Source organism: Streptomyces sp. NPDC005195 (assembly GCF_040608315.1).
Classification (GTDB): domain Bacteria; phylum Actinomycetota; class Actinomycetes; order Streptomycetales; family Streptomycetaceae; genus Streptomyces; species Streptomyces kaempferi.
Genome location: NZ_JBEXHZ010000063.1, coordinates 1 through 25,255, shown reverse-complemented (window position 1 = coordinate 25,255; position 25,255 = coordinate 1). Strand labels below are relative to the sequence as shown.

Genomic DNA, 25,255 nt, shown 5'->3' with positions numbered 1-25,255 from the left:
CTCAGCGGACAGGACGACGTCAACAGCACGAGGACCCGGCGACATGAAAACAGCCTAGTGATTTATCGGCGAAATTTCTGGCGCATCACACTAGTGCCTCGCCCGGGTCGGACGACGGACCGGTGGCCGATCCGGACGCGGTCTGACTCCCCGGGCGCCGGGAACTCCGGCCGCGCGCAGGTGACTTGGACGGGAGCGCGACGGGTTTCGGTGGGAGTCCGGAGTGGGAGTCCGGCCCGGGAGCCCGGCGAGGAAGGCCCGGGTTCCGGGTCAGCGGTACCACCCGAACCGTTCCGCGATCACCGGCAGCCGGTCGGCGACGATGGCGTGCGCGGCGGCCCGCGGCGTCGTCCCGTCGGCCTCCGCGCGGGCCAGCATCCGGTCGATCAGACCGCGCATGGAGCGCCGGGTGTACGCGAACGCCTCGTCTGCGTCGGCGCCGATGTCACCGAAGAGGGTCCACCACCACCAGGCGTTCGTACCGGAGTTGACGACGACGTCCGGCAGCACGAGGACACCGCGCGCGGCGAGCAGGTCCTCCGCCTCGGGCAGGACGGGCATGTTGGCCGCCTCCACGATCCAACGGGCGGTGATCCGGGCCTGGTTCGTGGTGTCGATCGTGTACGAGACCGCCGCGGGCACCAGGACGTCCGCGTCGGCCGACAGCCAGGCGTGGGCCGGACGTTCACGGTCGGCCGGGCGAAGCGCCGAGCGGTCCACCGTCCCGTAGGCGTCCCTCGCCGCGAGCAGCGTGTCGACGTCGAGTCCGTCCGGGTTCTCGATCGTGCCCTTGACGTCGGCGACGGCCACGACGGTGAGACCGGCGCGCGCCAGGAAGCGCGCCGTGGCTCCGCCCATGGTGCCCAGGCCCTGTACGGCGACGCGTGTTCCCGGGTACGCGGCCCCGGCACGGTCCAGGGCCGCGAGCACCGACTCGGCGACACCGCAGCCGCCCACCAGTTCGTCGAGCCCGATCCCGTCCACCTCGACCGCGAAGGCGTCCGCGAGACGGCTCCGCGCGCTCTCCTCGTCGTCGAGCAGCGGGTACACGGCCTGGATGGAGGAGACGAGCCCCGCCTCCGTGACAGCCCGGTCGACCAGGTCCTGGGTGAGCCCGAGATCCTCGCCCGTGGTCCAGAAGCTCTCGATGTACGGGCGCATGGCACGCAGATAGCGCACGAGGAGGCCGTACGCCGCCGGGTCCTGGGGGTCGCAGTCGATGCCGCCCTTGGCGCCGCCCAACGGGATGTAGCGGCCCTCGGGGTTGTAGTGCAGGGCCTCCTTCATCGTCATGCCCCGGGCCAGCCCGGCGACCTCGTCCAGGGTGCAGCCCTCGCGCATCCGCAGCCCGCCGCTGGAGACACCCCGGACCAGGCGGTCGACCACGAGGAAGCCCTGGCGGCCGGTGACGTGGTCGGTCCAGGTGAGTGTGATCAGGGGCGCGGTCGAAGGCGCGGTCATGGGTACTCCTCGGGGACGGCGATCAGGGCGGGGTCGTGCGTGCGCGGCACCTCGGCGAGGACGCGGGCCGACCCGTCGACGGGCGCGCCGTCCGTGGGCGGTCGGCGGCGACCGGAGACCACTCCCGGCCGGCTCGCCACCCACGGCGACGACCGCATCGCGACCCGCCGGCCACTTCGGCACCGACTCAGTGTGCGGGCAGACCCCTGGGCGGGAGGGGACGCCGCTCGGGAACCGTCTGCTTCGGTGCGTACGTCGGGCGTCCCTCGTTCCCTCCGGTGCGCACGGACCGGTGCGAACGCCTCCGACGGAGCCTTTACTGAATCGTCGGTCAGTATCGGAACGTCGTCCGGCTGTGTCAATCCACTGGACGGAGCAGCGGCAGCGGTGGGGGATGAGGGGAAGCGAGGGAGGGGTGGTTCTGGTGCGGCTCCACCGTGATGGCCGAGGTGTTCGCGTGCCCGGACGGCCGGTTCGCGGCCCGTTCGTCCCCCGCGTCGGGCCGGGCACGTCCGCGCGTCTCGGAATCCCGCTCCCCGGTGCGGAAGAAGAGAGGGCGCCCAGGGGTTGCCACCTACGGGCCATGGGCCCCTCCGGCGGGTTCGTCCGGCAGCGCGGGCACCGGGACCGGGTCCTGGCCGCGTGCGTGCCGGGGACACCGCACCGTGACCCCGCGAGGACGGAGTCCCGGCGCTGTCGGAGGGGCCGACCATAATGGGAGGCCCGACCGACTCCATTGGAGGTACCGTGACCGGTTTCCGTACGTTGAGCTCCGGGCTCCGCGCGCTGCAGCCCGCCGCTTTCGGCGCGGACCCGGGCGGTGAGCGCCTGGAGCGCATCCGCAGATCACCGAATTTCGCTGACGGGGTCTTCCAGAACCCGGTGAGCGCCCGGACCCGCCCCGACGGCTCCATGATCGAGTTCGCGAAGGTCTTCTTCCGCAAGGAGGAGCGCGTCCGTCGCGCCCCCGCGGGCACGGTGCCGGTGCACCCCACGACGCTCGCCGACCTCGCCGGACCGGCGACGAGCGGGCTGCGGCTCACCTGGATGGGGCACTCCAGCGTGCTGGCGGAGATCGACGGGCACCGTGTGCTGTTCGACCCGGTCTGGGGCGAGCGCTGTTCTCCCTTCAACTTCGTCGGACCCAAGCGGCTGCACCCGGTACCGCTGCCGCTGGCCGAGCTGGGCCCGGTCGACGTCGTCGTCATCTCGCACGACCACTACGACCACCTGGACCTGCCCACCATCAAGGCCCTCGCCGACACGGACACGGTGTTCGCGGTGCCGCTCGGCGTCGGCGCCCACCTGGAGCACTGGGGCGTCTCCCCGGACCGTCTGCGTGAGCTGGACTGGAACGAGTCCACGAAGGTCGGCGGCATCTCCCTCACCGCCACCCCCGCCCGGCACTTCTGCGGCCGGGGCCTGCGCAACACCCAGCACACACTGTGGGCCTCCTGGGCGGTGGCGGGCGACGAGCACCGGATCTACCACAGCGGTGACACCGGCTATTTCGAGGGCTTCAAGGACATCGGCGCCGAGCACGGCCCGTTCGACGCCACGATGATCCAGATCGGCGCGTACAGCGAGTTCTGGCCCGAGATCCACATGACGCCCGAGGAGGGCATGCGCGCCCACCTGGACCTCCAGGGCGGCAGGCCCGGCGGTGTGATGATGCCGATCCACTGGGCCACGTTCAACCTGGCGACGCACCCGTGGGTGGAGCCCGGCGAGGGGACCATAGCGGCCGCGCACGCGGTCGGCGCGCGCATCGCGCTGCCGCACCCCGGTGAGCCCTTCGAACCCACCGCCGAGACCGTGCCGTCCGCGCCCTGGTGGCGCGGGGTGGCCATGCCGCCCGAGGGCGGCTGGCCCGCGGGCGCGAGTGCCGACGCCCATGCCCCGATTTCCGTCCCTGCGGGTTCCGGTGCGCCGGCTCCCGGCGGGGCGGGCTCCGACACGCCGGGTGACGCCGGCAGCGGAGCCGCGGAGGACACCGGAGAGCCGGAGACGGTGCCGGCCGGCTGAATTTCCTGACATTCCGATCTACGGCGAGGGCCGGGGCGCGTCGCGCTCCCCGGCCCTCGCCGTCTTTTCGTGACCACTTCTGACCAGCGCTGATCAGAACGATGCCTCTCGGGAACGTCTGTCCGACGGTGATATCGGTCTGCCGTGCGAGGCCTCATACCAGAGCGGGACGCCGGCCGGGGGACTTTGTCAACTGCCCACCGCACCTGTCGCGTTGCCGACTACTGTCAGTTGCCGTCGGGCGACGCAGGGCCGTTTTTTTCGGCTCTCTCGACCGGCACCGCGATGGCGCACGCCCAAGTCGCGCAGACCCGCGGGAGCCCGAGTGCCCCCGACGCCCACTACGAGGACGCTGATGTCTCACCTTCGCGCACCGGCCGCCCACGCAGAGCGCCGTGACGGCGGGCGGCACGGACGGCCGGTCGCCCGTGCCGCCCCCTCGCCGCCCGAGACCCCCCTCAGGCCCCAGCTGCTGCGGATGGCGGTCCTGCCGCCCACCGCGGTGGCCCTCAGCGCGTGCGCGGCCGTCCTGTTCACCGTGCGCTCCACCGGCGCCCGCCCGGGCGCGGCTCTCTGGGCGGTCCTCGCCGGCGCCTTCGGGGTGGCCCTCGCGGGCATCCTCGTCGCCGCCGTGGCCGCCGACCGGGCCGCCCGGTCCGTCCGGGACCGCCTCGCCGCGATACGCCGTACCAGCGCCCGTACGGAGGCGGACCTGCGTGCCGTCGTCGAGGGCCTGCGCCGCGGCGAGACCCCGTCCCCGCGCGCACCGAACCGCCGGCCCCTCCCGGACGCCGACGACTTCGAGCTGCTCGCCGCCGACCTCTCCCGGGCGCACGACGGCGCCGTCACCGCCGTCGTGCAGGCCGCACAGCTCTCCAGCCGGGCCGGCAGCGAGCAGAAGGTCGAGGTCTTCGTCAACCTGGCGCGACGACTTCAGTCCCTCGTGCACCGCGAGATCTCGATCCTCGACGAGCTGGAGAACGAGATCGAGGACCCGGACCTGCTCAAGGGCCTCTTCCATGTCGACCACCTCGCCACCCGCATCCGGCGGCACGCCGAGAATCTCGCCGTCCTCGGCGGCGCCGTCTCCCGACGCCAGTGGAGCAACCCCGTCTCCATGACCGAGGTGCTGCGGTCGGCGATCGCCGAGGTCGAGCAGTACTCGCGGGTCAAACTGGTGCCTCCGATCGACGGCACCCTGCGCGGACACGCCGTCGCCGACGTCATCCACCTGCTGGCCGAACTGGTCGAGAACGCCACGGTGTTCTCCGCCCCGCACACCCAGGTGCTGCTGCGCGTCAACCTCGTCACCTCCGGGCTCGCGGTCGAGGTCGAGGACCGGGGCCTGGGCATGCCGCCGGGCGAGCAGGACAAGATGAACACGCTGCTCACCGACCCCGATCAGGTGAACGTCGCGAGCCTTCTCCAGGACGGCCGGATCGGTCTCTTCGTGGTGTCGCAGCTCGCTCGGCGACACGGCATCCACGTCCGGCTCCAGAGCAACATCTACGGCGGTGTCCAGGCCGTACTCGTGGTGCCGCAGGAGCTGTTGGGCACGGAGCCGGGCGTCCCGGGGAACCAAGGGCGGTCATCCCGCGAGACGGCGGGCAGCGCGCTCCCGCCCGCGGGACCACCGGCCGGACAGGCCGTCCCGCTTCCCGCCGCGAGCGGGGCGGCGTCCCCCGTGCCGCGGCCGCGCCGGGAGCAGACGGAGCCCGCCGCGCCGCGGCACGACGGGGCGGGCGGCGGCGGACCCGCGCCGCTCCCGGTGCGCGGGGCCGGTGCCGAGCGGCCCAACCCGGCGGAGGCCGTGCCCGGCATCCGCCCCGACGACCGGCACCTCGTGGCGGAGAACGCGGAGATGCCACCCACCCCGCGCAACGGCGTGGTCCGGGGCACCATGGCGAGGCCCCAACTGCCACGCCGGCGGGCCCAGGAGCACATCGCGCCCCAACTGCGCGACGGGCCCCTGCCCCGCCAGGACTCGGAGCACGTCGCCGGTCACGACCCCGGGCTGATGGCGGCGTTCCAGCGCGGGATCGGACTGGCGGAGGCCCGGCAGACCGAGTTCCCCGACGATCGGCCGCACCCGGACCCCGCACACCTGGACGCGCTGCCACCCCTGCGGGTGATCCGCGTCGACCAGCCGTCCCCACGCTCGCCCCACCTGGAAGGCCACCTGGACGTTCCGCCCCTGGGCGCCGTCCGAACGACCGGCGATCACCTGGGCGCGACACACATAGCCGACCCGCACACCGGACATGCGCCCGCCCCGGCCGACGCGCCGGGCACGCGGGACACCTCCCCCACGCCCGGACACGACCTCACGGCCAGGCACGACGGGAGTGCACCGGCCGGATGACCAGCCTCCCGAGCACGCCCACCCCCACCTGCGCTCCCGCAGACCTTCGTACCCAAGGAGTCGATCCACCATGGCGAGCGACGTGCCGACCGGCCATGCATCCGATCTCGACTGGCTGATGAGCGGCCTCGTGCAGCGCGTGCCGCACACCACCAGCGCGGTACTCCTCTCCTGCGACGGGCTCGTGAAGTCCGTCCACGGCCTCGACCCGGACAGCGCCGACCACATGGCGGCGCTGGCCTCCGGCCTGTACTCGCTCGGCCGCAGCGCGGGCGTCCGCTTCGGGGACGGCGGCGACGTGCGGCAGGTCGTCGTCGAACTCGACTCGACCCTGCTGTTCGTGTCGACCGCGGGCTCCGGCACCTGTCTCGCGGTGCTCGCCGGACGCGAGGCCGACGCGGCGGTGCTCGGCTACGAGATGGCGATGCTCGTCAAGAGCGTCCGCCCGTATCTGATGACCGCGCCCAGGCAGGCCGCCGTCGGCCCCACGGCGATGAGGCCGTGAGGGTGGCCGCGGCCGGCGACGGGCCCTGGCTCGACGACGCGGCCGGGCGGCTGGTGCGTCCCTACACGGTCAGCAACGGCCGGACCCGTCCGACCACCGCGCTCGACCTGTTGTCGCAGGTCATGGTCACCGGAGCCACGCCCCTCGGCTACCTCGGCCCCGAGCACACCCAGGCGCTCGAACTGTGCCGGGCGCCCGTCTCGGTCGCGGAGATCGCCGCGCAGCTCAAGCTGCCGGCGGCGGTCACCAAGGTGCTGCTGTCCGATCTCGTCGACTGCGGGGCGCTGACCACCAAACCCCCCGAGTTCCACCACAACCCCACTGACCGGTCTCTTCTGGAGGCAGTGCTCGATGGACTACGACGACAGCTCTGACCCCTTCCCCACCGCGCTGAAGATCCTGGTGGCGGGAGGATTCGGGGTAGGCAAGACCACCTTCGTGGGCGCGGTGAGCGAGATCGCGCCGCTCAGCACGGAGGAGCTGCTCACCACGGTCAGTGCCGCGACCGACAATCTCGACGGCGTCGAGAACAAGGTCGAGACCACGGTGGCGATGGACTTCGGCCGCATCACCCTCGACCCCGAACATGTGCTGTACCTCTTCGGCACACCCGGGCAGGAGCGGTTCTGGTTCATGTGGGACGAGCTGTCCGAGGGCGCGCTCGGCGCGGTGATCCTCGCCGACACCCGCCGCCTCGAGGACTGCTTCGCGGCCGTCGACTTCTTCGAGCAGCGTGGTCTCGGCTTCATCGTCGCCGTCAACGAGTTCGACGGTGCCTTCCGCTACGACCCGGCCGAGGTGCGGGCGGCCATCGACCTCGACCCCGCGATCCCCATCGTGCGCTGCGACGCCCGGATCTCCAGTTCGGGCGTGCAGACCCTGCTCACCCTGGTGCGCCATCTCCTCGCCCACGCACCGGCGCACGCCCCCACTCATGGAGCCCACAGGTGACGCACCGACGTACGCACCGGGCGAAGGAGCCCGCACATGACCCACGTCCCCGACCACGGAGCCCGCATATGACACCCGGCCCCCACCACGGAGTCCGTCCATGAGCTACGACCCACCGCGTCCGGTCGGCCGGCTGCTGCTGACCCCGGAGGACAAGGACGCCCCCGCCCGGGTCCGGCGGCTGCGCCGGCTCGGCCTGGGGGAGCACACCGAGCCCGTCTTCGACGCCTTCGCGGACCGGCTCGCCGACGTCGCCGCGGTGCCGTACTCGATGGTCAACTTCATTGATGAGAACCGGCAGTTCTTCGCGGGCCTGCACACCCCGGACGGCAACGTCTCGGCCACCCGGGCGGTGCCGGCCCCCACGGACGGCACCCATCATGGTGTCGGCCGCTATATGACCCGCGACTACGGGTTCTGCCCCTATGTCGTGGTCCGCCGCAGGGCGCTGGTGCTGGAGGACGTCTGCGACTACCCGCGCTTCGCCGGCAACCCGGTCGTCGACGAGATCGGGGTCCGTTCCTACCTCGGCGCGCCGCTCATCGACCGCACGGGCATCGCGCTCGGCACCGTCTGCGTCGTCGACCTCGAACCGCGCCCGTGGGGCAGAGCGGGCCTGGAGACCATCAAGACGATGGCGGCGGAACTGGTCGAGCAGCTCGGCCGGCGGGAGGCAGGCGCGGGGTTCTGAGGCCGCACGGCGCCGGTGGCGCGTGCGCGCCGCGCGGACGACGTTCCCCTAGGAACCCGTGCCTGCTCTGCCCGCCGCAGTGGCCGCCGCTGTGCCTGCCCTGCCCGCCGTACCCGCCGTACCCGCCGTACCCGCCGTACCCGCCGGGGGTTGGCCCCGCTCCCGCGGAGGAACGCTGTGCCCGAGCCACCCGACACGGCCCGGAAGGCACCCCATGACCGATCTGCGTCTCGGCGTTCTCGGCTTCGGCCTGCGCGGTCCCCTCGCGCTCACCGCCCACCGCCCCGGCCGGGGCGCACGCGTGAGCGTCCTCGCCGAACACGACCCGCTGCTGCGGGAGGCCGCCGCCGCCCGCATCCCCGGCGTCCGGACCGTCGACGACCACCGTGACGTCGTCCACGACCCGGACGTCGACGCGGTGCTCGTCCTCACCCCGGACCACACCCACGCCGACCTCGCCCGCGAGGCACTGCGCGCGGGCAAGCCCGTCTTCGTCGAGAAGCCCCTGGACATCACCATCGAGCGCTGCGACGCCGTCCTGCGCACCGCCTTCGAGACGGGCACCCGCCTCTACGTCGGCCACAACATGCGCCACATGCCGGTGATCCGGCTGATGCGCGACCTCGTCCGGGGCGGCGCCGTGGGGACGGTCAAAACCGTGTGGGTGCGGCACTTCGTCGGCTTCGGCGGGGACTGGTACTTCAAGGACTGGCACGCCGAACGCCGCTTCACCACCGGCCTGTTGCTGCAGAAGGGGGCCCACGACATCGACGTACTGCACTGGTTGGCCGGCGGGTACACGCGGCAGGTGCAGGCGCTCGGAGACCTCATGGTGTACGGCGACAACCCGCACCGACGGGAGCCGGGGGAGCCCCGGCCGGAGGACTGGTACACCGAGGACGGTCACTGGCCCCCGCACACCCAGCGGGCACTCAATCCGGTCATCGACGTCGAGGACGTCTCGCTGGTCAACCTGCGCCTGGACAACGGGGTACTGGCGGCCTACCAGCAGTGCCACTTCACCCCCGACTACTGGCGCAACTACACCGTGATCGGTGACGCGGGCCGGCTGGAGAACTTCGGGGACGGGCCCGGCGCCGTGGTGAAGGTCTGGAACACCCGCCGCTCGGGGCACCGGGCCCTGGCCGACGCCGAGTACCTGGTGCCGGAGCCCCCCGAGGACGCCGGGCACGGCGGCGCCGACCCGCTGCTGATCGACGAGTTCCTCCGGTTCGTGCGGGAAGGGGGGCACACCGACACCTCCCCGGTCGCCGCGCGCATGGCGGTGGCCGCCGGGTTCCGGGCCACGGAGTCGCTGCGGGACGGGGGCACCGTGCGCGAGGTGCCCCCGCTCGACCCCGAACTGCTCGCCTACTTCGAACGGGGGCAGGTGCCCGGGGAGGTGTAGGGGGCGGTGCGGGAACCGGGGAATCCGACGCGTGAAGGAAAGCTGCGGCCGCGTTTAAGAAAACCTCGATGGACCGGGACTACGGTCGTACGGCAGATTCCTCAGGGAATACACCCCTCTCCCCGGTACGGGCCCCTTCGGCGCGCCCTGCCCCGGGGCCTCACCCACAGGAGCCGTTGCGTGAAGGCGCTGGTCAAGGAGAAGGCGGAGCCCGGGCTCTGGCTCGTGGACGTCCCGGAGCCGGAGATCGGCCCCGGCGACGTACTGATCAAGGTTCTGAGGACCGGGATCTGCGGAACCGACCTGCACATCCGCAACTGGGACGGCTGGGCGCAGCGGGCCATCACCACACCGCTCGTGCTCGGCCATGAGTTCGTCGGCGAGGTCGTCGCGACCGGCCGTGACGTCGACGACATCAAGGCAGGCGACCGCGTCAGCGGCGAAGGCCACCTGGTCTGCGGAAAGTGCCGCAACTGCCTGGCCGGACGCCGCCACCTCTGCCGCGCCACGGTCGGCCTCGGCGTCGGCCGCGACGGCGCGTTCGCGGAGTACGTCGCCCTGCCCGCCACCAACGTGTGGGTGCACCGGGTCCCCGTCGACCTCGACGTCGCCGCGATCTTCGATCCGTTCGGCAACGCCGTGCACACGGCGCTCTCCTTCCCGCTGGTCGGTGAGGACGTACTGATCACCGGTGCCGGACCGATCGGCCTGATGGCCGCCGCGGTGGCCCGGCACGCGGGCGCCCGCAACGTGGTCGTCACCGACGTCAGCGAGGAGCGCCTGGAACTCGCCCGGAAGATCGGCGTCAGCCTCGCCCTGAACGTCTCGTCCGCGACGATCGCCGACGGCCAGCGCGAGCTGGGGCTGCGGGAGGGCTTCGACATCGGCCTGGAGATGTCCGGCCGCCCCGAGGCGATGCGCGACATGATCGCCAACATGACCCACGGCGGCCGGATCGCGATGCTGGGCCTGCCCGCCCAGGAGTTCCCCGTCGACTGGTCCCGGATCGTCACCTCCATGATCACGATCAAGGGCATCTACGGCCGGGAGATCTTCGAGACCTGGTACGCGATGTCGGTGCTCCTCGAAGGCGGCCTCGACCTCGCTCCGGTGATCACCGGCCGATACGGCTTCCGCGACCACGAGGCCGCCTTCGCCGAAGCGGCCGGCGGCCGCGGCGGCAAGGTCATTCTGGACTGGACCCTCTAAGGAACTGATGATGTTCGATTCCGTACGCGACGATCTGCGCACCACCCTCGACGAGATCCGCGCCGCCGGGCTCCACAAGCCCGAGCGCGTCATCGGCACCCCGCAGTCCGCGACCGTGAGCGTCACCTCGGGCGGCCGTCCCGGCGAGGTCCTCAACTTCTGCGCGAACAACTACCTCGGCCTCGCCGACCACCCCGAGGTCGTCGCCGCCGCCCACGAGGCCCTCGACCGCTGGGGCTACGGCATGGCGTCCGTGCGCTTCATCTGCGGTACGCAGGAGGTGCACAAGGAGCTGGAGGCGCGGCTGTCCGCGTTCCTCGGCCAGGAGGACACGATCCTCTACTCCTCCTGCTTCGACGCCAACGGAGGCGTCTTCGAGACCCTGCTCGGCGCCGAGGACGCGGTGATCTCCGACGCCCTCAACCACGCCTCGATCATCGACGGCATCCGCCTCTCCAAGGCGCGCCGCTTCCGGTACGCCAACCGTGACATGGCCGATCTGGAGGCCCAGCTCAAGGAGGCGTCGGACGCCCGGCGCCGTCTGATCGTCACGGACGGCGTCTTCTCGATGGACGGCTACGTCGCTCCCCTCCAGGAGATCTGCGACCTCGCCGACCGTTACGACGCGATGGTCATGGTCGACGACTCGCACGCCGTCGGCTTCGTCGGCCCCGGCGGCCGGGGCACCCCCGAGCTGCACGGCGTGATGGACCGTGTCGACATCATCACCGGCACCCTCGGCAAGGCGCTCGGCGGCGCGTCCGGCGGCTACGTGGCGGCCCGCGCCGAGATCGTCGCCCTGCTGCGCCAGCGTTCGCGTCCGTACCTCTTCTCGAACACGCTCGCCCCGGTGATCGCGGCGGCCTCCCTGAAGGTTCTCGACCTCCTGGAGTCGGCGGACGACCTGCGCGCGCGGCTGGCCGCGAACACCGCGCTGTTCCGCTCCCGGATGACCGCCGAGGGCTTCGACATCCTTCCCGGCGACCACGCGATCGCCCCGGTCATGATCGGTGACGCGTCCGTCGCCGGGCGCATGGCGGAACTGCTCCTGGAGCGCGGGGTGTACGTGATCGGCTTCTCGTTCCCGGTCGTCCCGCAGGGGCAGGCCCGGATCCGGGTGCAGCTGTCCGCGGCGCACTCGACGGACGACGTGAACCGCGCGGTGGACGCGTTCGTGGCGGCGCGGGCCGAGCTCGAAGGCTGAATCACCTGTGTGACCTGAGAGAATCGGTCGCATGATCGAAGCGCGGCGGCTCCACATCCTCCGTGCGGTGGCCGACCACCGCACGGTGACGGCGGCTGCCGCCGCGCTCTATCTCACGCCTTCGGCGGTCTCCCAGCAGCTGACCGCCCTGGAGCAGGAGACCGGGCACCGGCTCGTCGAGCGGGGTGCCAAGGGCGTGCGGCTGACGCCCGCCGGTGAGATCCTGCTCGGCCACACCCACGCCGTGCTGGCCCAGCTGGAGCGGGCCGAGGCCGAGCTGGCCGCCTACAGCTCGGGTTCCGCCGGCACGGTCACCGTCGCCGCCTTCGCGACCGGCATCGGCCTCGTGGTGGCTCCCGCGCTGGCCCGCCTCGCCGTCACCGCACCCGGTATCCATGTCCGGGTGCAGGACGCCGAGGGCGACGCCAGCCTGCCGATGGTGCTCGACCGGCAGGTCGACATCGCGGTCGCCGTCGAGTACCGGGGAGCCCCGGACGCGGACGACCCGCGACTGACCCACCTGCCCCTGTACGCCGAGCCGTTCGACGCGGTGGTCCCGGTCACCCACCGTCTGGCCGACGCCGACGAGGTACCGCTCGCCGAACTCGCCAAGGACCCCTGGATCGGCCCCTACCCCGGCAATCCCTGCCATGACGTGGTGGTCCTGGCCTGCGAGAACGCGGGATTCGAGCCGCGTCTCGAACACTCCTCGGACGACTTCCGCGCCGTCGTCGCCCTCGCCTCCGCCGACGCGGGCGTCGCGCTGGTGCCGCGCTCGGCCCTGATCGGCATGGACCTCACGGGCGTGGTCGTGCGCCCCGTCGACGGGGTCGCGCCCACCCGCCGGGTCTTCGCCGCCGTACGGCGTGGCGCGGAGGGGCATCCGCTGATCCGTCCGGTGCTGGACGCGCTGGCGCGGGCCGCGACCGTGGAGTGACGTCTGTGACGTCTGTGACCTCCGGCCGGTGCCAATACCGACGCCGACCCCGATCCCTCGCCTGTCCTCGCCTCCGGTCCCGCCCCTCTGCTGTTTCGCATCTGGGATAGCATCCCGAATATGGGAACCGAGGTGCAGGATGCCGTCGACCTCCGGCTGGGAGCCCGGCTCGCCGAGCTGCGGGCCGAACGGGGCTGGTCGCTCGCGGAGCTGGCGGAACACAGCGGGGTCAGCCGGTCCACCCTTTCCCGGGCCGAGCGCGCCGAGATCAGCCCCACGGCCTCGCTCCTGAACCGCCTGTGCGCCGTGTACGGGTGCACCATGTCGCAGCTGCTCAGCGAGGTCGAGGCGGAACCCGCCGGGCTGGTGCGGGCGGCCGACCAGACGGTCTGGAGGGACGGCGCCTCCGGCTTCGTACGACGGTCGGTGTCCCCGCCGCACACGGGGCTGCGCGGCGAACTCGTCGAGGGACGGCTCGCGGCCGGCGCCGACATCGCGTACGACCGGCCTCCCGTGCCCGGTCTGGAGCAGCACATCTGGGTGCTCGACGGGGCGCTGGAGGTGACGGCGCGGGACGTCGAGCACCGTCTAGGCACAGGTGACTGCCTCCGACTGCGGGTGTGGGGCCCGACCCGCTTCCGCTGCCCCGGCCCGCGGGACGTGCGGTACGCGCTGGTGGTGGTGAGGCCGTGACCGCCGTCTCCCGGCTGAGCTCGGCCGAAGTCCTCGCCCACGCCGAGGAGTTGGCCGCTCTCCTGGCCGACACCGTGGACGGCGGGGCCTCGGTCGGTTTCCTCGCGCCGCTCGGCCGCGCGTCGGCCGTGGCCTGGTGGGAGGGGCGCGCGGCCGAGGTGGCGGCCGGCCACCTCGCGGTGTGGGTGGCGCACAGCGCGGACCGGATGCTCGGCACGGTCGGCCTGGCCTTCCCCGACAAGCCCAACAGCCGCCACCGCGCCGAGCTGGTGAAGCTGATGGTGCGCCCGGACGGCCGGGGGCGGGGACTCGGCCGCACGCTGCTGACCACCGCCGAGCGGGCGGCCGTCGCGGCCGGGGTCACCCTCCTGCACCTCGACACGGAGACCGACAGCCCGGCCGAGACCCTCTACCTGTCCGCGGGCTGGACCCGCCTCGGAGCGATACCGGACTACGCGACGACTCCCACGGGCACGCTCCGCCCGACGACGGTCTTCTACAAGCGGGTGGGAGCCGCCACCGAGGCGGCGACGTAGGTGACGCGCCCGCCCCGCCCCGTCCGGGTGGGCCGGCGGCTCCCGGCCGTCCCTCTGATCCCGCAGGTCAGCGGTGGTGTGTCGGTGCCATTGGCTACCGTGCGTCCCATGTCGCCGAACGCCGAAGACGTACGCCGGATCGCCCTGTCCCTGCCGGACACGACGGAGAAGACCGCCTGGAGCATGCCCACCTTCCGGGTCGCCGGGAAGATGTTCGCCACCCTGCCCGAGGAGGAGACCTCGATCGCCGTGCGCTGCCCCAAGGAGGAGCGGGACGAACTCGCCCTGGCGGAGCCGCGGAAGTTCTGGATCGCCGACCACGAGGCGGGCTTCGCCTGGGTCCGGGTCCGGCTCGCGGCCCTGGAGGACGACGACGAACTCCGTGACATCCTCGCCGACTCCTGGCGACAGGCCGCCCCGCCCCGGCTGCTCGACTCCTACCCGGAGTTGGGGCTCCCCGCGGACCGGTGAAAATCGCTCCGTCACCGGGTGTGCCGCGTGACATGATCCGGGTGCCGGAGCGGAGGCAGGGACGTCCGGTCCACGGGGGGAGCCGCGGGGCGACCGCGGGTGAGGGGCACGGGCGGGATGTACGGGACGTCACCGAGTGGAGAGCCGACGCGGTCCGGATCGCCGGCCGACGAGGACGCGGGGGATCCGACGCGGGGCGGCGGTGGGGGGACGCGCCGGGGACCCGTCGGCGTGACCGGTCTCGCGCCGGTCTGGTCGCGGGACTTCGCGTTGTTCTTCGTCGCGCGGGCCCTCGCCCGGCTCGGCGACACGATGCTCCCGGTGGCACTCGCCGCCGGACTGCTCCAGCACGGCTACGGGGCGGGAGCGATCGGCCTCGCGATGGCCGCGTCCGCCGCCCCGTTCGCGGGACTGGTGATCTTCGGCGGCGTCATCGCCGACCGGTTCAGCACGCGCAGGCTGATGATCGGGGCCGACCTCGTACGACTGGTCACCCAGGCCCTCGCCGCCGGGCTCTTCTTCGCCGGCCATGTGCTCCTGTGGCAGATCTGCGTGATCGGCGCGGTCAACGGCGCGGCCGGAGCCGTCTTCCAGCCGGGCGTCGCCAGCACGGTGCCGCGCCTGGCGGCCGACGTGCAGGGGGCGAACGGCGCGATCCGGATCGCCGAGTCCGCCGCGCAGCTCGCGGGCCCCGCTCTCGCGGGACTGCTGGTCGCGTTCTCCTCGGCGGGCGGGGTCTTCGCGGCGCACGCGGCGACGTACGCGCTGAGCGCCCTGTGTCTGCTCCTGCTCCGCCTCCCTCCGGCCGCGCCAGGGAGCCGGCCGCACGGTGGCAGTTTCCGGGGCGATCTCGTCGTGGGCTGGCGGGAGTTCAGGGCGAGGACCTGGCTGTGGGGGGTCATCGTCATCTGGTGCGTGTACATGCTCTTCATCTCGGGTCCCACCGTCCCCCTGGTGGCCACGGAGGTGGTCCAGCGGTACGGCGCGGGCGCCTACGGCCTGGTCAACTCCGCGCTCGGCGCCGGCACCGTCGTCGGCGGTCTGCTGGCCCTGCGGCTGCGCCCCCGCCACATGCTGCGGGCCGGCTCGATCGCCCTGTTCGCCTTCGCCTGCTTCCCCGCCGCCGTCGGCGCGGGCCTCGGAGTCCCGGCCATGTCGGCCGGAGCGGTGGCCGCGGGCGCCGGCATGTCGTTCTGGGGCGTGATGTGGGCGACCAGCGTGCAGACCCAGGTCGCTCCCGACGTCCTCAACCGCATCCACGCCTACGACGTCGCCGGTTCCCTGGCGATGATGCCCTTCGGGCAGGCGCTGGCGGGGCCGGCCGCGACGGTCCTCGGCGCCGGCAACGTCCTCCTCGTGGCCGGCGCGATGACCCTCTTCGTCTGCACGTCCCTGCTCCTGGTGCCGGCCATCCGCAACCTGCTGCGCGTCGACCCGCCGGCACCGCTCGCGCGCGAGGCCCCGGCGGTACGCCGACCGGCGCGACGCGACCCGCGCTGAGCCGGCCGAAGCCGCCCCGGCCTCCGGCTGCCGTCGACGCCTGCTGCGCAGGCGTCCGGTCACGCGCCCCCCGGAGCGCGGAGGAATCCGCCGATCCGCTCCCGCAGGGACCCCGCGTCCAGCCCGTGCGCGGCCAGGTGCTCGTCGACGGTTCCGTACTTGCGGAGTTCGCGGCGGCCGACGCCGAGGCCGAGCACGCGGTGGGGTACGTCGGCGAGCGCGTCGCCCGCGGCGGCCGTGGACGTGCCCGCCAGACAGGGCTCGACGAGCACGACGTCGGTGCCCGCCGCCTCCGTGGCGCGCCGCAGCGCCGCCGCGTCGAACGGCCGGACGGTGGTGGCGTACAGCACGGAGACATCGAGCCCCTCCGTCGCCGCGAGCACCGCGTCGAGCATCGGCCCGACGGCGACGACCACGCCGCCGCGCCCCTCGCGGACCCTGTGCAGCCGTGCCCCGTCGACCGGGCGGCCCTGCGCGTTGGACTGGGTCGACAGCCGCACGTACACCTTGTCGTCGCCGGCGGCGACCGCGTGCCGCAGCAGGGTCTCGGCCTCGTCGGGGTGCCCCGGTACGTGCACGGTCCAGCCGTCCAGGGTGTCGAGCAGCGCCACGTCGCCGGGTGCCATGTGGGTGAAGCCCCCGGCGGGCCAGTCGAAGGACGCGGCGGCACTCACCAGCACCGCGCCCACGTCCTGATGACCGAGATCGAGCTTCACCTGCTCGAAGGGACGCTCGACGAGGAAACTGGCGAAGGTGTGCAGGACGGGCCGCAGCCCGGTGAGCGCCAGACCCGCGCCCGCTCCGACGAGGAGCTGTTCGCGGATCCCGACGTTGACCACCCGTTCCGGATGTCTGATCCGGGCCTCGGCGAAGCCGTCCGTGCCGATCTCGGCCAGGACGACCGCGACCCGGGGGTCCTCGTCGAGCAGCCGGGAGACGACGGGGGCGAAACGGTCACGCATGGTGTCCATGGGGGTGGTCCTTTCGACGACGTGCGGGATGAACCGGTGAGGACGGTCCCGGTGACGAGGGGAGAGCCGGTGACGCGACGGGGACGCGTGAGGTGGCCGTTCAGGCGGACTTCGGTTCGACCCGGGCGACGACGACGTGCGGCCGACCCGGATGGGGCGCGGTGAAGGCGGCGTACAGCGCCTCGTGGTCGCGGCCGTCGACGGTCAGGGCGGACCAGCCCGCCGCCGCGAACCGGGCGGCGATGCCACCGGGCCGGGCATGACTCGCCGAAGAGTTGTCGATCACGACGGCGTGCAGCCGGTAGAGCCCGGCAGGACCGGCGTACGCGATCGCCTCGTGATTGCTGCCCTCGTCCAGCTCCGCGTCGCCGGTCAGCACCCAGACGCGCGGCTCGTCCAGCCCCTGGGCGCGCAGGCCCAGCGCGGTGCCGACGGCGATCGGCAGTCCGTGCCCGAGCGAGCCGCTGCCGATCTCGGCGCCCGGGACCAGCACCCGGTCCGGGTGGTGCCCGAGCGGCGAGTCGTAGGAGCCGAAACCAGGCAGCCATTCGACGGGCAGGAAACCCTTGGCCGCCAGGACCGCGTAGTACGCCGTCGGCCCGTGCCCCTTCGAGAGCAGGAACCGGTCGCGCTCCGGATCGTCCGGCCGCTCTGGCCTGACCCGCAGCACCCGGTCGTAGAGCACCCACAGCGCGTCGAGTGTGGAGGTAGCCGCCGGTCCGTGCTTCTCGTCGCCGGTCATCAGCCCCATCAGCCGGGGCAGGTCAGGGTAGCCGTGGCCGCGTTCCGTCGTGATCGTCATGGTGACGATCGTGCAACCTCGACCAAACTTGAGGTCAAGCGGCGGGCTTGAGGTTCCCTCGGCCTCGAAGACTTGAGGTTCCCTCGGCCCCGAAGAAAGGGGTGCGCGACCACGGGTGCGAGTGCGGTATTGTTTCGGTGCACGTTCGGCCAGGGGGAAACCCCAGGTCAGGCGGGCAACGGGACGTGGCGCAGCTTGGTAGCGCACTTGACTGGGGGTCAAGGGGTCGCAGGTTCAAATCCTGTCGTCCCGACTTTTGAAGTCGTAGCTCGGAGGCCGTCTTCTCAGCGATGAGAAGGCGGCCTCCGAGCTTTTTGGCGTCCACTCCGGGCACCGGTTGACGAAAGCGACAGAGCTTCCTTTTCGGATATCACCCTTGATGCGGGGCGGGGGGCTGATTGCGTAAGGAATCCCGTCCGGCCGGAGGGTCCCTGAGGTAACTGACCAGTCGTCAATGTTCGCAACTGCTCCCCATTTTGACGGTCCGTCATGACTTGGGGCGATGATACGATCGCCGCACTTGCCGAGCGGGCTACGGGCACAGAACGACTTTTCCGGCCAGCAGTACGGCCCGGGCGGTAATCCTTGCGCAGTGGGCTGTGGGCCCGCCGTGCTGACGGGAATTCAGTAGCTGGCTGCCAGTCGCTTGAAGAGAGTCTTATGACGCAATACATACAGGACCCGGCTCTCTGGGCTCTTATCGCTGGGACTCCGCTTGCAGCTGCCGCCATTATTCGTGGACAGCGGGCGACGCGTAGTTTAAAGCAGGAAAATCAAGAGCTCAGGGATCATTACGCTGAGCTCGAGAATCAATATTCTGCCTCGGTGAAAAAGGCTCAGGAGCACGCCGAAGAAGCAACGAGAACGGCGCTCAAATCGGCGATGCGAACCCTTCAGGGGCTCGCCGCCGAGCAGCAGCTCGCTATTTCGAAACTGCAGACGAAGTACGGCGAGTCGCTCATACTCCAGGATCTCCTGGAAATTGACCACATGAACTCGCAGTTCGGCCGGCGTGCTCAGTCCATCGCGGTTCTCTGTGAGGGCTGGCTGGGCCGGCAGCGCGATATCGCCTCCGTCTACGACGTGGTCCGCAGCGCGCAGGGCAGAATCCGTCACTTCCAGCGGGTCGAGATTCTGTCGCAGGTCGATTTCGCGGTCACGAGCCGGGTCGTCGAACCGGTGGCACTGGCCCTCGCCGAGCTGCTCGACAACGCCACCAGTTATTCCGCACCGGAATCCACGGTCGAGATCAACGTCCGCGCGGTACCCAAGGGTATCTGCATCGTCGTCGACGACGCCGGTGTCGGAATGAACGAGGAGGAGAAGACCAGGGCGGCGAAACTCCTGTCGAGTGAGCGGGCCTCGGGTGTCTCCGGGCTCGGCAATCCTCCGCAGTTCGGCTTCGCGGTGATCGGCGTGCTCTGCGAGCGCTACGGCTTCACGGTGTCCGTCGACTCCACCTCCCCCTACGGGGGTGTGCGGGCCGTGGTGCTGCTGCCGGACGAGCTGCTCACCAGCATGCCGGAACCAAAGGAGCGGGCGCAGACCGTGAGCACTGTTCCCTCGCTGAACCCGAGCGGTCCTGATCCCGTCGTGGCCGCGACCACGACCGCCGACGGACTGCCCAAGCGCCGCCGCAGGCGGGCCATGGCCATCGTGCCGCAGAGTTCCGACACCGCGAGCGCACCGGGCCGCTCCGAGGAGGAGACCGCCTCGATCATGGGCGCCTTCCAGCGCGGCACCCAGACCGGCCGAGCCGCGCACCCGGACCCCGCGGGCCGGACGAGCAACGCACATGAGGCAAGCAGCGAAGGGCATGAGGTTTCGTGAACAACGATCTGTCATGGATGCTTGACGGCGTCCTGGAGATTCCCGGCGCTCTGCACGCGGTCCTGGTCTCCGCCGACGGGCTCCTGATGGCCTCCTCCAAGGGGGTCGACAGGGACACCGCGGACACCGTCGCGGCCGCGATGAGCGGCGTGCAGTCGTTGAGCCGCTCGATCGGGTTCTTCTGCGACGGGACCGACCTGAAGTGGCGCCAGACGCTCGTCGAGTTCGACGGCGGCTGGGTCTTCCTGATCTCCGCCGGTGACGGCGCCTACCTCGCGGTCTCGGCCTCCACCGACATCGACATGGCGGACATCACCTTCCGTATGCAGCAGTTGGTCGGACAGCTGGGCAAGGCGCTGACGACCCCGCCGCGCGAGAACATCGGCGCACGCCCGTGACCGACTCCGACAAGCAGGAGCCCGAAGCCGCGGAGTTAGTGCGGCCGTATGTCATCACCAACGGCCGGGATCTCCCCGAGGGCGACCAGTTCTCGCTGATCACCCTGGTCACGGCCGCCGCCGACCACCCCCAGCGGCGGACCAGGCTCTCTCCCGAGGAACAGAGCCTGTTGGAGATGTGCTCCGGCGGTTACCTCTCGGTCGCCGAGATCGCCGGACACATGCACCTGCCCATGGGCGTGGTGAAGATCCTCCTCAACGCCCTGGCCGAGGGCGGTTACCTCATCACGCGCGCGCCGGTGGCACGTGCCCGCCTGGTCGACGAGCAGATACTTCAGGAGGTGCTGGATGGTCTCCGGGCCCGTTTTGGATGAGACCGCGTACGTCCGCGGCGGAGCGGCGCAGACCGCCGTGAAGATCCTGATCGTCGGGCACTTCGCGGTCGGCAAGACCACCTTCGTCGGGACGATGTCCGAGATTCCTCCGCTGTCCACGGAGGAGACGATGACGCAGGCCGGCGAGGAGATCGACGACCTCAAGGGCGTCCGCGGCAAGACCACCACCACGGTCGCCATGGACTTCGGGCGCCTGACGATCAGCGATCACGTCGTGCTGTACCTGTTCGGTACGCCGGGACAGCAGCGGTTCGTGCAGATGTGGGAGGACATGGCGCGCGGCGCGCTCGGCGCGCTGGTGCTGGTCGACCCCGAGCGGCTGGCGGACTCCTTCGCCGTCATCGACCTGATCGAGCAGTACGGACTGGCCTACGCCATCGCCGTCAACCGCTTCGACGGTACGCCGATTCGCGAGGAACGCGCCCTGCGCGAGGCACTGGATCTGCTGCCCGACACCCCGGTCGTCACCTGCGACGCGCGTGACGAGAAATCATCGGCCAGCGCTCTGATCACCCTCGTTCACTATCTGCAGGACCGTGTCCGCTAGGAGCAAGTATGAACACTGATTCGACCGTTCCCGTGCCCCCGCCCGGGTGCCCGGCTCACGCCACGGGTGAGCCGGTGCCGCTGTACGGCTCGGAGTTCGCGGCCGATCCGCAGGCCTATTACGAGTACATGCGTCACTACGGGCCGACCGCACCGGTCGAACTCGCTCCGGGTGTCGAGGCGACCCTGGTCACGGACTACTCGGCGGCGCTCCAACTGCTGCAGAACGCGAGTTCCTTCCGAAAGGACTCGCGCCGCTGGCGGGACTTCAACGACGGCGTGATCAGTCCGGACAGCCCGGTCCTTCCGCTTCTCGCGTACCGGCCCAACTGCATGTTCAGTGACGGCGCCGAACACATGCGGCTGCGGCAGGCCGTCACGGACAGTTTCGCGCGTGTCGACTCGCACTGGCTGAGCCAGAGTGCCGAGCGGGTCTCGAACTACCTCATCGCACAGTTCCATACGCGTGGCTCGGCCGACCTGCTGAACGACTACGCCAAACTGCTGCCGCTCTTCGTCTTCAACGAACTCTTCGGCTGCCCCGCCGAGATCGGTGACCGCGTTCTCTTCGGTATATCCGGCATCTTCGACGGCGTGAACGCCGAGAAGGCGAACGAGGTGCTGTCCCAGGCGGTGGGCGAACTGGTGGCCCTCAAGCGGTCACGCCCCGGCGACGACGTCACCTCCTGGCTGATGCAGCATCAGGCGGCCCTGACCAACGAGGAGATGGCGCACCAGCTCGTCCTCCTCCTGGGAGCGGGCGCCGAACCGCTGCGCAACCTCATCTCGAACACCCTGCACCTGCTGCTCACCGACGACCGTTACGCGGCGGGCGGGCTGATCGAGGAGGCGATCGACACCACGCTGTGGAAGAACCCGCCCATGGCCAACTACGCCCCGCACTATCCGGCGACGGACATGGAGTTCGCCGGACAGAAGCTGGCGGCCGGTGATCTGGTCCTGGTCAGTTTCGCGGCGGCCAACACCGATCCGGCGCTCGCGGCGTCCCGCCACGCCGCCAGCAACCGGTCCCACCTGGCGTGGAGCGCGGGACCACACGCCTGCCCGGCGAAGGACCCCGCCCGCCTCATCACCGTGGCGGCCATCGAGAACCTCTTCAACCGGCTGCCCGATGTCGAACTGGCCGTCCCCGAGGACAGTTTGACCTGGCGGCCCGGCCCCTTCAACCGGGCCCTGGCCGCGCTGCCGGCCCGTTTCCATCCGGTGCGGGCCGTACGGCAACAGCCGGATGCGCAGCAGCAGCCGGGGACCGCGGCGCACGGCGACCAGGGCGGCGCACCGGGCCGACAGGACCGCGGCGGCCTGTGGAGTTCGTTCCTCTCCTGGTGGAAGGCGTGAGCTACGCAACATCCGGCAACATCCGCACACAGCATGAACATTCAACCGTGGGGGTAGGGAAGAGCGCGGTATCCGAGTTGTAACACAAGTTAAAGGAGGTGTCGTGGAGCCCTCGTCCACCGACGCCACTTCAGCTCAGCACCGCGCAGCAGTCCACCGTCCCCGACGACCGGCCCCGCGGGGGAGTTCCCACCCCCGCCGGGTCATATGCATCACCCCGCACAGGCCGAAAGGCGAGATACCCGCCCGCACAGGCGGGTATCTTTTTGCCCACTCTCCGGAGCCCCGGTCCCGCCGGGCTCCCGCCCCACCCCACCCGTGGCACGCGAACTCCGCGTCGCACCAGGAGGGTTGCCGGTGATCTCCTCCCGTCTCAGCGGTGGAAAGATCGTGGCAGCCCAGCCACTGGGGACCTTCGTGTCGGACCAGTTACTACGGCTGTGCCAGGCCGTGGGGCTGCGCCGGTCCGACGCCGAGGTCTACGCGCGTGTCCTGACGGACTGTCTGGGCAGCGGAGCGGAGCGGCCGTTGGACCGGCCACCGCCCCACCCGAGCTTCCTGTCCGACGACCACTCACCGGTCGAGTACTCCCTCGCCCTCGTTCCGGACGCGCCCCCGACCCTGCGGGTGCTGCTGGAACCGGGGTACGCGGCCGAGAGCCTGGCACAACAGGGCCGTACCGGACTGCGTGTCGTCCGCGCCATGGCGGAGCGATGGGGCTTCTCCACCGACCGGCTCGACGGATTGGAGGACCTGTTCTTCCCTCCGGACCCCCAGGGCCCCCTGGCATTGTGGATCGCTCTGGAACTGCTTCCCGGCGGGGTGCCCAAGGTCAAGATCTATCTGAACCCCGCGGCATCCGGGCCGGACCGGGCCGCCGAGACCCTGCGCGAGGCGCTGGACAGACTCGGCCACCGGCGGGCGTTCGACGCACTGCCCCCGGCGGACGGCTATCCCTTCCTCGCCCTCGACCTCGGTGACTGGGAGACACCTCGGGTGAAGGTCTACGTCACCCATCGCGACGCGTCGGCCGCCGACGCCGGCTCGCTGTCCCGCAGTGAGTCCGGCCCGGGACGGGAGACCCTCGAGGAGTTCTTCCGGGTCGCGGCGGGCCTGGAGGGAGCGGACCGGTACTCCGGCGTGGGGGAGGCCGTCCGGCTGGCGGGACGGCCCGTGCTCTCCTGCCACTCCTTCACGGAGGCGGCGACCGGCCTGCCGAGCGGCTTCACCCTCCACGTGCCCGTACGGGACTACGTCCGGCACGACGGAGAGGCGCACGCCCGAGCCACGGCCGTGCTGCGCCGCCACGGAATGGACCCCACCGTGCTCGACCGGTCGCTGGCCACCGTCAGCTCGCGACCGCTGCACGACGGAGTCGGTCTCATCGCGTACCTGGCGCTGGTTCACGAACGGAACCGGCCGCCACGTGTTACCGCGTACATCTCCTCGGAGGCGTACGCGGTGCGGCCGCCGCTGCCCGCCAGGCCGCGTCACCAGCCGTTCTCTTCCCCCCGCGCGGCGCGTACCGAGCCGCGCGAAACCCTCCACTCAGTAGGACACGGAAAGGCAGGAGCAGAAATCAGGATGGAGCCGTACCGGATCAAAGTCGTCGAACCCATTCCGCTCACGACGCCCCAGCAGCGCAAGGCGGCCATCGAACGGGTGCACTACAACCTCTTCGACCTGCGCGCCGACGAGGTGACCATCGACCTGCTGAGCGACTCGGGCACGGGTGCCCTGTCGTCGGCGCAGCTCGCCGTGGGCATGGCCGGTGACGAGTCCTACGCGGGCTCGCGCTCCTTCTACCGTTTCCGGGAGACGGTGTCGGAACTGACCGGCTACACCCACATCTTGCCGGCCCACCAGGGACGTGCGGCGGAACGCATCCTCTTCTCCAACCTTCTCGAACCCGGCGACACCGTCCTGTCCAACACGCACTTCGACACCACGCGCGCCAACGTGGAGCTGAACGGCTGTGTGGCCCGCGACCTGCCGTGCCCCGAGGCCCGCAACCTGGACAGCCGGGAGCCGTTCAAGGGGAACATCGACCTGGGGGCGCTGGAGCAGGCACTGGGCGAATCGACCGGCTCGCGCGTCGCCGCGGTGGTCATGACGATCACCAACAACGGCGGCGGCGGTCAGCCCGTCTCCATGGAGAACCTGCGGCGGGCGTCGGAACTGTGCCGTCGCCACTCCGTCCCGCTGATCCTGGACGCGGCCCGGTTCGCCGAGAACGCCTGGCTGGTCACCCGGCACGAGGAGGCCTACCGCAACCACACCCCCCGGCAGGTCGCGGAGGAAGCGTTTCGTCTGGCCGACGGCTGTGTGATGAGCGCCAAGAAGGACGGCATCGTCCACATCGGTGGCTTCATCGGGCTGAACGACCCGGAGCTCGCCCAGAAGTGCGAACTCCTCCTGATCGCCACCGAGGGCTTCCCCACCTACGGCGGTCTCGCCGGCCGTGACCTCGACATGATGGCCCAGGGTCTGCAGGAGGTGACCGAGCCCGCCTATCTCGCGGAGCGGGCGGAGAGCGCCGACCATCTGGCCCAACGCGTCCGTGCCGCGGGCGTCGACATCCTGGAACCGCCCGGCCTGCACGCCCTCTATCTCAACGCGGGACGGCTGCTGCCCCACATACCGCCCCACCAGTACCCCGGCCACGCCCTGGCCTGCCGGCTCTATCTGGAGGGCGGCATCCGCTCGGCCGAACTCGGCTCGCTCTACCTCGGCGAGGAGGACGAGGACGGGAACCCGGTCAAGAGCCCGCCGTACGAACTGGTCAGGCTGGCACTGCCGCGTCGTGTGTACACCCGCAGCCACTACGACCACGTCGGCAGGACCCTGGAACGGATCGCCAAGTCCGCGGAGTCCGTGCGCGGTTACCGGATCGTGGAGCAGTCCCCGATCCTGCGGCACTTCCGCGCCAAGCTCCAGCCGGTGACCGGCTAGCACGGCGGCGGGGGTGGCGCCCGACGAGCCCCGCACGGGCCGTCGAGCG

General features: G+C 71.3%; 24 protein-coding genes and 1 tRNA gene. 21 read left to right on the top strand and 4 right to left on the bottom strand.

The window, feature by feature from the left end:
• Positions 1-270: 270 nt before the first annotated feature.
• Together ABZV34_RS32850 and ABZV34_RS32845 are read right to left on the bottom strand one after the other, a co-directional pair.
• On the bottom strand, positions 271-1,461 hold the full coding sequence (locus tag ABZV34_RS32850) for a Glu/Leu/Phe/Val dehydrogenase dimerization domain-containing protein (RefSeq protein ID WP_356284837.1): 1,191 nt from the start codon (positions 1,459-1,461) through the stop codon (positions 271-273).
• Positions 1,458-1,619: a hypothetical protein gene (locus ABZV34_RS32845; RefSeq protein ID WP_356284834.1), complete on the bottom strand. Its 162-nt coding sequence runs from the start codon at positions 1,617-1,619 to the stop codon at positions 1,458-1,460. Before ABZV34_RS32845 ends, ABZV34_RS32850 begins: the two co-directional genes overlap by 4 nt.
• Before the next feature lie 589 nt (positions 1,620-2,208).
• On the opposite strand from ABZV34_RS32845, the gene ABZV34_RS32840 reads away from it, so the two are divergent.
• The 14 genes from ABZV34_RS32840 (at position 2,209) to ABZV34_RS32775 (ending at position 15,953) form a co-directional block, all read left to right on the top strand.
• Complete coding sequence (locus ABZV34_RS32840; RefSeq protein WP_356284831.1) at positions 2,209-3,486, top strand: MBL fold metallo-hydrolase; 1,278 nt, start codon at positions 2,209-2,211, stop codon at positions 3,484-3,486.
• Positions 3,487-3,841: 355 nt separating this feature from the next.
• On the top strand, positions 3,842-5,848 hold the full coding sequence (locus ABZV34_RS32835; protein ID WP_356284828.1) for an ATP-binding protein: 2,007 nt from the start codon (positions 3,842-3,844) through the stop codon (positions 5,846-5,848).
• Between the two features lie 70 nt (positions 5,849-5,918).
• The gene (locus ABZV34_RS32830; protein ID WP_168531218.1) at positions 5,919-6,353 is read left to right on the top strand and encodes a roadblock/LC7 domain-containing protein; all 435 of its coding nucleotides are present in this window, start codon (positions 5,919-5,921) and stop codon (positions 6,351-6,353) included.
• A 2-nt stretch (positions 6,354-6,355) separates the two neighbouring features.
• On the top strand, positions 6,356-6,727 hold the full coding sequence (locus ABZV34_RS32825) for a DUF742 domain-containing protein (RefSeq protein WP_153287578.1): 372 nt from the start codon (positions 6,356-6,358) through the stop codon (positions 6,725-6,727).
• On the top strand, positions 6,705-7,304 hold the full coding sequence (locus tag ABZV34_RS32820; protein WP_356284825.1) for an ATP/GTP-binding protein: 600 nt from the start codon (positions 6,705-6,707) through the stop codon (positions 7,302-7,304). Before ABZV34_RS32825 ends, ABZV34_RS32820 begins: the two co-directional genes overlap by 23 nt.
• Before the next feature lie 100 nt (positions 7,305-7,404).
• Complete coding sequence (locus tag ABZV34_RS32815) at positions 7,405-7,995, top strand: GAF domain-containing protein (RefSeq protein ID WP_356284823.1); 591 nt, start codon at positions 7,405-7,407, stop codon at positions 7,993-7,995.
• 214 nt (positions 7,996-8,209) lie between these two features.
• A complete protein-coding gene (locus ABZV34_RS32810; RefSeq protein ID WP_356284820.1) occupies positions 8,210-9,403 on the top strand; it encodes a Gfo/Idh/MocA family oxidoreductase in 1,194 nt (397 codons plus the stop codon).
• A 180-nt stretch (positions 9,404-9,583) separates the two neighbouring features.
• On the top strand, positions 9,584-10,612 hold the full coding sequence (gene tdh, locus ABZV34_RS32805) for an L-threonine 3-dehydrogenase (RefSeq protein WP_356284818.1): 1,029 nt from the start codon (positions 9,584-9,586) through the stop codon (positions 10,610-10,612).
• A gap of 10 nt (positions 10,613-10,622) precedes the next feature.
• Positions 10,623-11,816: a glycine C-acetyltransferase gene (locus ABZV34_RS32800; protein ID WP_356284840.1), complete on the top strand. Its 1,194-nt coding sequence runs from the start codon at positions 10,623-10,625 to the stop codon at positions 11,814-11,816.
• Between the two features lie 31 nt (positions 11,817-11,847).
• The gene (locus ABZV34_RS32795; protein WP_356284815.1) at positions 11,848-12,753 is read left to right on the top strand and encodes a LysR family transcriptional regulator; all 906 of its coding nucleotides are present in this window, start codon (positions 11,848-11,850) and stop codon (positions 12,751-12,753) included.
• A gap of 120 nt (positions 12,754-12,873) precedes the next feature.
• A complete protein-coding gene (locus tag ABZV34_RS32790) occupies positions 12,874-13,446 on the top strand; it encodes an XRE family transcriptional regulator (RefSeq protein ID WP_356284812.1) in 573 nt (190 codons plus the stop codon).
• On the top strand, positions 13,443-13,982 hold the full coding sequence (locus tag ABZV34_RS32785; RefSeq protein WP_356284809.1) for a GNAT family N-acetyltransferase: 540 nt from the start codon (positions 13,443-13,445) through the stop codon (positions 13,980-13,982). The genes ABZV34_RS32790 and ABZV34_RS32785 overlap by 4 nt, the downstream gene beginning before the upstream one ends.
• Positions 13,983-14,090: 108 nt before the next feature.
• Positions 14,091-14,453, top strand: coding sequence for an MmcQ/YjbR family DNA-binding protein (locus ABZV34_RS32780; protein ID WP_356284806.1), 363 nt, complete (start codon positions 14,091-14,093; stop codon positions 14,451-14,453).
• A gap of 231 nt (positions 14,454-14,684) precedes the next feature.
• Positions 14,685-15,953, top strand: a complete 1,269-nt coding sequence (locus ABZV34_RS32775; protein WP_356284803.1) for an MFS transporter — start codon at positions 14,685-14,687, stop codon at positions 15,951-15,953.
• Between the two features lie 59 nt (positions 15,954-16,012).
• Here the strand turns inward: ABZV34_RS32775 and ABZV34_RS32770 are convergent, their stop codons facing one another.
• The gene (locus ABZV34_RS32770; protein WP_356284801.1) at positions 16,013-16,924 is read right to left on the bottom strand and encodes a transketolase; all 912 of its coding nucleotides are present in this window, start codon (positions 16,922-16,924) and stop codon (positions 16,013-16,015) included.
• Between the two features lie 100 nt (positions 16,925-17,024).
• Positions 17,025-17,726, bottom strand: a complete 702-nt coding sequence (locus ABZV34_RS32765; protein ID WP_356284798.1) for a transketolase — start codon at positions 17,724-17,726, stop codon at positions 17,025-17,027.
• A 179-nt stretch (positions 17,727-17,905) separates the two neighbouring features.
• On the opposite strand from ABZV34_RS32765, the gene ABZV34_RS32760 reads away from it, so the two are divergent.
• The 7 genes from ABZV34_RS32760 to ABZV34_RS32730 all read left to right on the top strand — a co-directional run bounded on the left by ABZV34_RS32760 (position 17,906) and on the right by ABZV34_RS32730 (position 25,206).
• A tRNA-Pro gene (locus ABZV34_RS32760) sits at positions 17,906-17,979 on the top strand.
• 407 nt (positions 17,980-18,386) lie between these two features.
• On the top strand, positions 18,387-19,556 hold the full coding sequence (locus ABZV34_RS32755; RefSeq protein WP_356284795.1) for an ATP-binding protein: 1,170 nt from the start codon (positions 18,387-18,389) through the stop codon (positions 19,554-19,556).
• Entirely contained in the window at positions 19,553-19,954 is a 402-nt protein-coding gene (locus ABZV34_RS32750) for a roadblock/LC7 domain-containing protein (protein ID WP_168531241.1), read from the top strand. Before ABZV34_RS32755 ends, ABZV34_RS32750 begins: the two co-directional genes overlap by 4 nt.
• Positions 19,951-20,328 (top strand): DUF742 domain-containing protein, encoded by a 378-nt coding sequence (locus ABZV34_RS32745; RefSeq protein ID WP_356284792.1) that lies wholly within the window; start codon positions 19,951-19,953, stop codon positions 20,326-20,328. Before ABZV34_RS32750 ends, ABZV34_RS32745 begins: the two co-directional genes overlap by 4 nt.
• Positions 20,303-20,896, top strand: coding sequence for an ATP/GTP-binding protein (locus ABZV34_RS32740; protein ID WP_356284789.1), 594 nt, complete (start codon positions 20,303-20,305; stop codon positions 20,894-20,896). Before ABZV34_RS32745 ends, ABZV34_RS32740 begins: the two co-directional genes overlap by 26 nt.
• Positions 20,897-20,904: 8 nt before the next feature.
• Complete coding sequence (locus ABZV34_RS32735) at positions 20,905-22,254, top strand: cytochrome P450 (protein WP_356284787.1); 1,350 nt, start codon at positions 20,905-20,907, stop codon at positions 22,252-22,254.
• A 357-nt stretch (positions 22,255-22,611) separates the two neighbouring features.
• Entirely contained in the window at positions 22,612-25,206 is a 2,595-nt protein-coding gene (locus ABZV34_RS32730) for a tryptophanase (protein WP_356284784.1), read from the top strand.
• Positions 25,207-25,255: the final 49 nt, after the last annotated feature.